The sequence below is a fragment of the uncultured Helcococcus sp. genome, from assembly GCF_946998255.1.
Classification (GTDB): domain Bacteria; phylum Bacillota; class Clostridia; order Tissierellales; family Peptoniphilaceae; genus Helcococcus.
This window is the reverse complement of sequence record NZ_CAMPYN010000055.1, coordinates 1-6,979: the sequence shown is the minus strand read 5'-3', so window position 1 is coordinate 6,979 and position 6,979 is coordinate 1. Positions and strand designations below refer to the sequence as shown.

General features: G+C 25.5%; 7 protein-coding genes. All 7 read left to right on the top strand.

What is annotated here, in order from left to right:
- Positions 1-449 (top strand): hypothetical protein (locus Q0U66_RS04935; protein ID WP_297378126.1); only part of this gene is annotated, 449 nt, incomplete at its 5' end.
- Positions 450-454: 5 nt separating this feature from the next.
- Positions 455-3,046: a DUF5702 domain-containing protein gene (locus Q0U66_RS04930; protein WP_297378124.1), complete on the top strand. Its 2,592-nt coding sequence runs from the start codon at positions 455-457 to the stop codon at positions 3,044-3,046.
- Positions 3,046-3,531, top strand: a complete 486-nt coding sequence (locus Q0U66_RS04925; RefSeq protein WP_297378121.1) for a hypothetical protein — start codon at positions 3,046-3,048, stop codon at positions 3,529-3,531. The genes Q0U66_RS04930 and Q0U66_RS04925 overlap by 1 nt, the downstream gene beginning before the upstream one ends.
- A complete protein-coding gene (locus tag Q0U66_RS04920; protein ID WP_297378118.1) occupies positions 3,494-4,531 on the top strand; it encodes a hypothetical protein in 1,038 nt (345 codons plus the stop codon). The genes Q0U66_RS04925 and Q0U66_RS04920 overlap by 38 nt, the downstream gene beginning before the upstream one ends.
- 25 nt (positions 4,532-4,556) lie before the next feature.
- A complete protein-coding gene (locus tag Q0U66_RS04915; RefSeq protein ID WP_297378115.1) occupies positions 4,557-5,009 on the top strand; it encodes a prepilin peptidase in 453 nt (150 codons plus the stop codon).
- Between the two features lie 7 nt (positions 5,010-5,016).
- Complete coding sequence (locus Q0U66_RS04910; RefSeq protein ID WP_297378112.1) at positions 5,017-6,288, top strand: hypothetical protein; 1,272 nt, start codon at positions 5,017-5,019, stop codon at positions 6,286-6,288.
- Complete coding sequence (locus Q0U66_RS04905) at positions 6,281-6,769, top strand: hypothetical protein (protein ID WP_297378109.1); 489 nt, start codon at positions 6,281-6,283, stop codon at positions 6,767-6,769. The genes Q0U66_RS04910 and Q0U66_RS04905 overlap by 8 nt, the downstream gene beginning before the upstream one ends.
- Positions 6,770-6,979 lie beyond the last annotated feature (210 nt).

Sequence of the window (6,979 nt, the reverse complement as noted above, 5' to 3'; positions counted from 1 at the left end):
TAATGCCTTTCTTATTTCTTTTACTTAGTTTATTATTTATAATTTCTCTTAAAACTGTAAACAAATCAATCGCAAGTGAAAATATATACTATAAAACAAGCATAATAATGGACCAGGTTTCAGAAGATTTTGAAATATGGAAAAAGATAGACCAAAAATTACTGACTAATGCTGAAATAGATCTAAATACAAAATTAAGTCGTCTTTCACAAAAACCAATAGATCTAGAAAGTAAGGAAAATATGTTTAAAAATACTATTAGTGTCAGTCAGGACTCGGAAGCTAACAAGTATAATTTTTCAAAGCTATACCTTATTGATTCAAAAAGAAAAATAGATTTTGTAAATTTTATATATAAGGAATTTAATGACAAAGAAATAGGGGGAATAAAGTTAAGCGATATATTTACTTCTAAAAATCCTCTTATAGAAAAGATGGTAGGTAGGTAATTAAAATGAAAAAAAATATACAGGGTTTTGTATCTATATTTTTAGCCTTAATTATATTGCCTGTCTATACTTTTGCCTTGCTTACTATAGATACCAGCAAAATTAGTGCTGCTAAAAACCATCTTAGAATATCTAATGATATAGTAGTGGATTCGATCTTATCAAATTATAACAAGGATCTTTATGAAAAATACAACATTTTAGGTATAGATAAAGATCAATCTTACCTAGAGGAGTATGCTAATTTTATTGCTAAATCTAATATTGAAGATAATTATAGTACTTTTTATAAGTCTCATTTAGAATATTTGAATTTAGATATACATGATAAAGACCTACTAATAAATACAGATAATTTCAAAAAGCAAATAATTGATTATATGAGTCTAAAAGCAAGCTATGATTTTGGCAACGGAATATACAATTTAGTCAACATGATGTCAGAATCTAAAAGCTATAGCAAGTTATTAGATAAAAAATATGATTATGAAAAAGAGTATTCTAAAATAAATCTAGATATTGAGAAAATAGCTGAAAATTTCATATCATACAAGGAAAGAGTCGAGGAAATCAATAAAATAATAGAAAATCAAGCCAAGGATTACACAAAATTAATGGAAGAAATTGATAGTGTAGCTGGTGAAGACGAAGAAAAAAATGAAGAAATATCAAATATAATTTTAAGATTTAAGGATGATAAAAACAAAGAGTTAAGAGAACTAAGTGATATGAATAAGGTGTATGCATCAATTATTAAAGACCTTAAAAAACTTGATGAAGCTATTTATAAGTCTAATTTACGATTAGAAGATCTAAATAAGGAACTATCAAAAGTTAAAAATAAGGAAATTCAAAATAATATTAAAGCAGAACTTAATAGCGCTAATTTAGATTTTAATAAAGAAAATATTGATAAATTATTAGGAAAACTAGAAGAAAATGAGAACAATATTAGTGATGTAATTTCATTTATAGAAACTAATAATGAATATTTGAAAGAAGATGATCTGATTAACAGTTACCATCAAATAAACACATCAAATAGAGACCTAAAAAAACTTCCCTTATTAGGAAATTATAAGATATATAAAAAACTTATTAATCAAGGAGAAAAAACTGAAGGAGATAAAGAAAAGAAAAAGGAAGCTAAAGAGAACAGGAAAAAGATAAAAAACTTAGCTAAAAAGTCTAAAGAAATAAAAAATGATTCAAAAAAGTATGCTGAGAATTATATAAATGAAAATCAAAAAAATCTTTTAGATAATTTCACAATCGATATTGATAGCAACTTAGATAATATAGAAAATTATGATTCTTACAAAAATATTCTAAAGAAAACAGATACTATAATTCCAGAAAAGGTCAATACTTCAAAAGATAATATCTTAATTTCTATGTATTTAGTAGATAAATTTTCCGACAAGTTAAGCGTAAATGACTTTAATAGTCAGTTAGAATATATTTTATTTGGACATAATTCCTTATCTAAAAATGAAAACATAATACAAGCTTCAATTTTTTCTATTAGATTTTTGTTAAATTCTTTGTATGCATACACCAATGCCGACCTGACTAGAGAAGCGACTATGGTCGCGACGGCAATAGGTGGATGGACTGGCTTTGGAGTGCCCATATTGAGATCATTATTATTAGCAGGAATGAGTGTTGGTGAAAGTTTTATAGATATATCAACCTTAAACAAGGCAGAAAATCTAGTCGCCTTTAAGAACAAAGCTTCTTGGCAGGTGTCTTTAAGTAACTTAGATAATATTATAGCCAATAATTTATCAAAAATAACTTCTTCAGCCCTGGACAATATTTATGAAACGATAGAGGATTATTCAACAGATTCTTTAGATTCTATAGAAGATAGGGTAAATGAATTTACTAAACAAACTATTGATGGTATAAGCCAACAAATCGTAGCTGAATTTCTAAATCCTATACAAAATTTGTTGGTAAATACTTTAGGTATGGAAACTACTGATATTAAGCAAGAGCTAATTAATGTTTTAGATAATATAGAAAAAAATATAAGTGGAGAATCCGACCTAATTCTTAATATAAAAAAAGATGTCTTTGTTTATATAAAAAACAAAGTATTAAACGAATTTCAAAGTATTGAAGAAAATACCATACTTGCTTATTTTAATTCTCTAGTAAAGGATATAGAGAATAAGGTTAAATCAAAGACTAGGTCTGTTAATGAAAGATTAAAAACTAATATTAATGGGGCCTTATCCGATAATAAGATTAAAATGAAAGAGTCTTTAGATAAGGCGATTAGTCAGTATATAGGTGACTTGGGTGGAGATTACAATAATTCATCAGCAAATAAAAGTGGCTTAACTTTTAATTATAAAGACTACTTATTTGCTTTAACATTATTTAGATTATCTAGTTCCGACCAAGATTCTATACTTAAAAGAGCTTTACTAGTTATGGATCACGAAATTTCGAAAGCTAGTCCTAATTTTAGTATCTCGAATATTATAGTTAGTTTTGAATTAAATTCGACCATTAAAATAAATACTAATTTTTTAAAAGAATATATAAACATAGGTCAAATTGAAGAGAAGAAAAGGGGGGCTTACTAATGAAAATATTGATTTTGCTTTTAGCTTTTATATTAAGCGGCTGTGCAAATGATATTAGTGACAAAAAAGAAGATTATAAAGATATGAGCCAATATGCTTATACAGATTTTTCTCAGGAAATTATGGATTTACAAGTACCTAAACATTATGCAGAAAAAAATGGAAGCTATGGAATTTACTTTACGGATTATAAGAATATAATCTTTGTAAGAGAAATAGACGAAAATGAAGACTTGCAAGAAGAGCTTATTAATGGTCTAAATTTTTATAATGTTAAAGATTTCCCTTTGGATGGAAAATATAGCTTAGAAAAAATGTCAAATGATGAATATAACTTATCAAGTAATATTGGTGATTTTAAATCCTCGAAAATTAAGCTAAGAAATAAGAGAGGAAAAGTACTTATTTTATTAGTAACTAGCAAGGAAGATGATGTAGGAGAATTATATGACGAAGTCACGAAACAGTGGGGCAATAAGTATTGAAGCTAGCTTAGTCTTTATAGTTTTTGTTATTTCCTATTTTATTGTAAATAGTGTTGCTTATAGCATCATGTTTGAATCTTATACAAGAAAAAGTCTTTATGAAACGGGTCAAGAATTAAATTTACTTATGCAAATTGTAGATTCAGCAAATCATTCAAAAGATCTAGCTACTAAATCTTTTGATTCAAGTATTTACAAAGACCTAATAAGTGAAGAATTAAGTGATGGCCAAATAAATTTACCTAATGTATTCAATAAGTTATCTAACCAGGCAAAAGAGGATTCTTATAACTTAATTAAAAAAAATATCACTAAAGATTTTGTAAAAAGAATGTTTTTGGCTAAGTTGGATAAGATAAATCATAATTTGTACAAATCTAACTTAGTTAAAGAAAAAGACTTTGAAATAAGCAAGCTTAAAATTTTTGAAGATGGAAATAACATAGAAATATCTTTAATTTATAGCTATAAATTAGATAAATTTTCTATGTTTTCTTTTGAAAACAAAGTGGAGCAAAATTACTTATTAGCAAGTCCCGTAGAGAATCTTTACATTAAGAATACAATAAATGATAGTATATGGCAAAAAACTAACTTTGAAAGAGGTAGATATTTTGCTAAATTATTACGAGATAAATCAAATAATCCTATTGAAACTGGTAATGGTTTGGATTTCTATGATGAAGAAAGTGATAGTTTGGTTGAAGTTTATTCCTTAAACATATTTAAGTCTACTTATTCCCAAGAGACTTCTGGAAAATATTTATTAAAGGAAGATTTTATAAAACAGCTATCTATATATCATAATAAAATGTTAGAAAATATTTCTAAATATAAGGGAGAATATAAAGGGAAAAATTCTAAGCTCCTTATAGTATTACCGGAAGAGGCACTAGCTAGAACAGACTTAGCATCTTATATGAATGAAATAAGACAAATCGGAAATATAGAATTTATTTACATGGAAAGGGCTTTGGATGTTTCTAACAATAATATTTAAAAAATACTTAGATGAAAATTTTTATATGTCTAAAAAAATATTTTACTTTCAATTAGTAATATCATCTTTATTCTATGTTTTATATCCAACTAAAGATTATTTTATATTAAGTATTTTACTTATAATATCGATAATTGATATCAAAGAATATATTATACCTAACTTTTTAGTTTTATTATTAATATCAATTAAAATATTAGATATTAATCAAAGCCCTCTAAAACTCGATTTCATACCCCTAATATTTTTATCTTTTCTATTTGTTTTATCAATGATGGACCTAGGTCTTGGAATGGGGGATGTAAAGCTTCTATCTGCTATTTTTATAGTTAAGGGAGGAGTCTTTTTAATACAGTTACTATTAATATTATCAATAATAATATTTTTAACAGGAATATATTTTTTGGTAATGAAAAAAGAAAAATCATATAAGTTCCCCCTAGGTCCATTTATTTTATTATCATATTTATTAATTTGAGGTAGTTATGAGAAAAATTTTAAATCTTGCAATTCTAAGCATCCTTTTAATAATATCCGCAGTTGTAGTTTTAACTTATAGAAACAAGTCTAATTATATAGTTAAACAAAGAAACTACGCTCAAGCTTTTTATGATAAAAAACTTTATAAAGATGCTATAAAAGAGTTTGGAAAATTGAACAAAGAAGATTTATTAAAGGAAGATGTCTTAATGATAGCTGAGAGTTATTTAGCTTTGGAAGAATTTAATACAGCTATTAATATGAGTATTGAAGATTTTGATTTATATAAAATCCCTAGAGAGAAAAAACATAAGATACAAGAAAATATATTAAAAATTTTAGACAATAAGGAAATGTATAAGGAATACAACAAGTTTTTTCTTAAATTAGATGAAGAACTTAAAAGCAAATATATGGATAAGTATCTATCTGATTATGTGGTATATGGGGAATCTTTTGATCAAATAAGATACACATTAAATGATTGTAAGGAATATATAGGTAAAAAAGATGATTTTTGGTATCTAATAACAAATAAAGGAAAAATTAAACACTCTAGTAAAAATGAAGATATTTTAGGATGGAATTCTCCTTATTTAACAGTAATAAATCAAGGAAACACCTTGGTAATTGATGAGAAAAATGATATAAGAGCACATTTTGATGGGGTAGAATACTTTAGTTTCCAGCATCCTTATATAGTAAAAAAGACTGCTAGTGGACAAATCTATATTGATAGGTCTTCTATCAATAAGTCAAAAGCATATAAGAAGGCATCAAACTTTATAGAAAATAAAGCTGTTGTTGTTGATAATGGCGTTAAACTAATCGACACAAATTTTAGCTCTATAAATAGTATTGAAGGACAAGGCATTAAAGTTGATGATAGAAATAATGCAATTTATGATAATAAAGTTATTGTTAAGTCCAATAAATATAAGATATATGATATTACTAAAGAAAAGTATTCAGAAGAATATGATGATATAGATTTTTCATATGGTCAATATATAGCTGTAAAAAATAAAAACAAGTGGACCTATATAGATCAAGATTATAAAAGTGTAGGTGATAAAGGATTCAGCCAAGCATATTCATTTTCAAATGATATAGGAGTTATAAAGGAAAATGGTGGATATAAGATAATAAATAAAAACCTGAAAGTAATAAAAGAAGTAGAAGGTGAAATCTATCCATTTAATGAGGAAGGAATTAGTTTCATAAAGAAAGAAGATAAGTATTATATGATACGATTAAAGAGGTTTATTAATGAATAGAAATATATTTATAGATAAGATAATTAAAAATAACAAATTAGATCAATTAGCTGAAAAAATAGATGGTGCAGAAGTTTTATCGACATATATCAGTAGGGGATTAGACTATGTAGGAGTAAAATTTCTCATAGATAATATACTTAAGGATTTCTTGAATTTCAATAATTATATGATATACGACACAGATATAAACTTAAATATTAAAGAAATCTATATAAATAACAATAAACTATATTATAGCATTCTAGAAAAAGAAGAAAGTACAGATAGTTTTGAAAATTTAATTAAGAATATAGTGGTAGAAACTAACTATAAAGAAGATCCGAAGTTAAATAATATTTTCAACTTAATAAATAAAATAAATGAAAAACTTGATAAAAAAGAATTAATAAAAGTTTTAACGGAAGAAAAAATAGAAATAAAGACAGAAGAAAAAGAAAGATACCATTATATAAGTAAGATAATAAGCCGATTTAAGTAGAACAAAAAAATATTTGACAAAGCATAATATATTATGTATTATATATGAGTACTTGATAAAAGCTACTAGAGCTTAAAAGATTTTATAAAAATAAATACAAAAAAATATTTGACAAAATATTTTTAGTATTATATACTTATAAAGTCGCAGGTTGTGGCCCTGTGGTCAAGCGGTTAAGACACCACCCTTTCACGGTGGTATCCCGGGTTC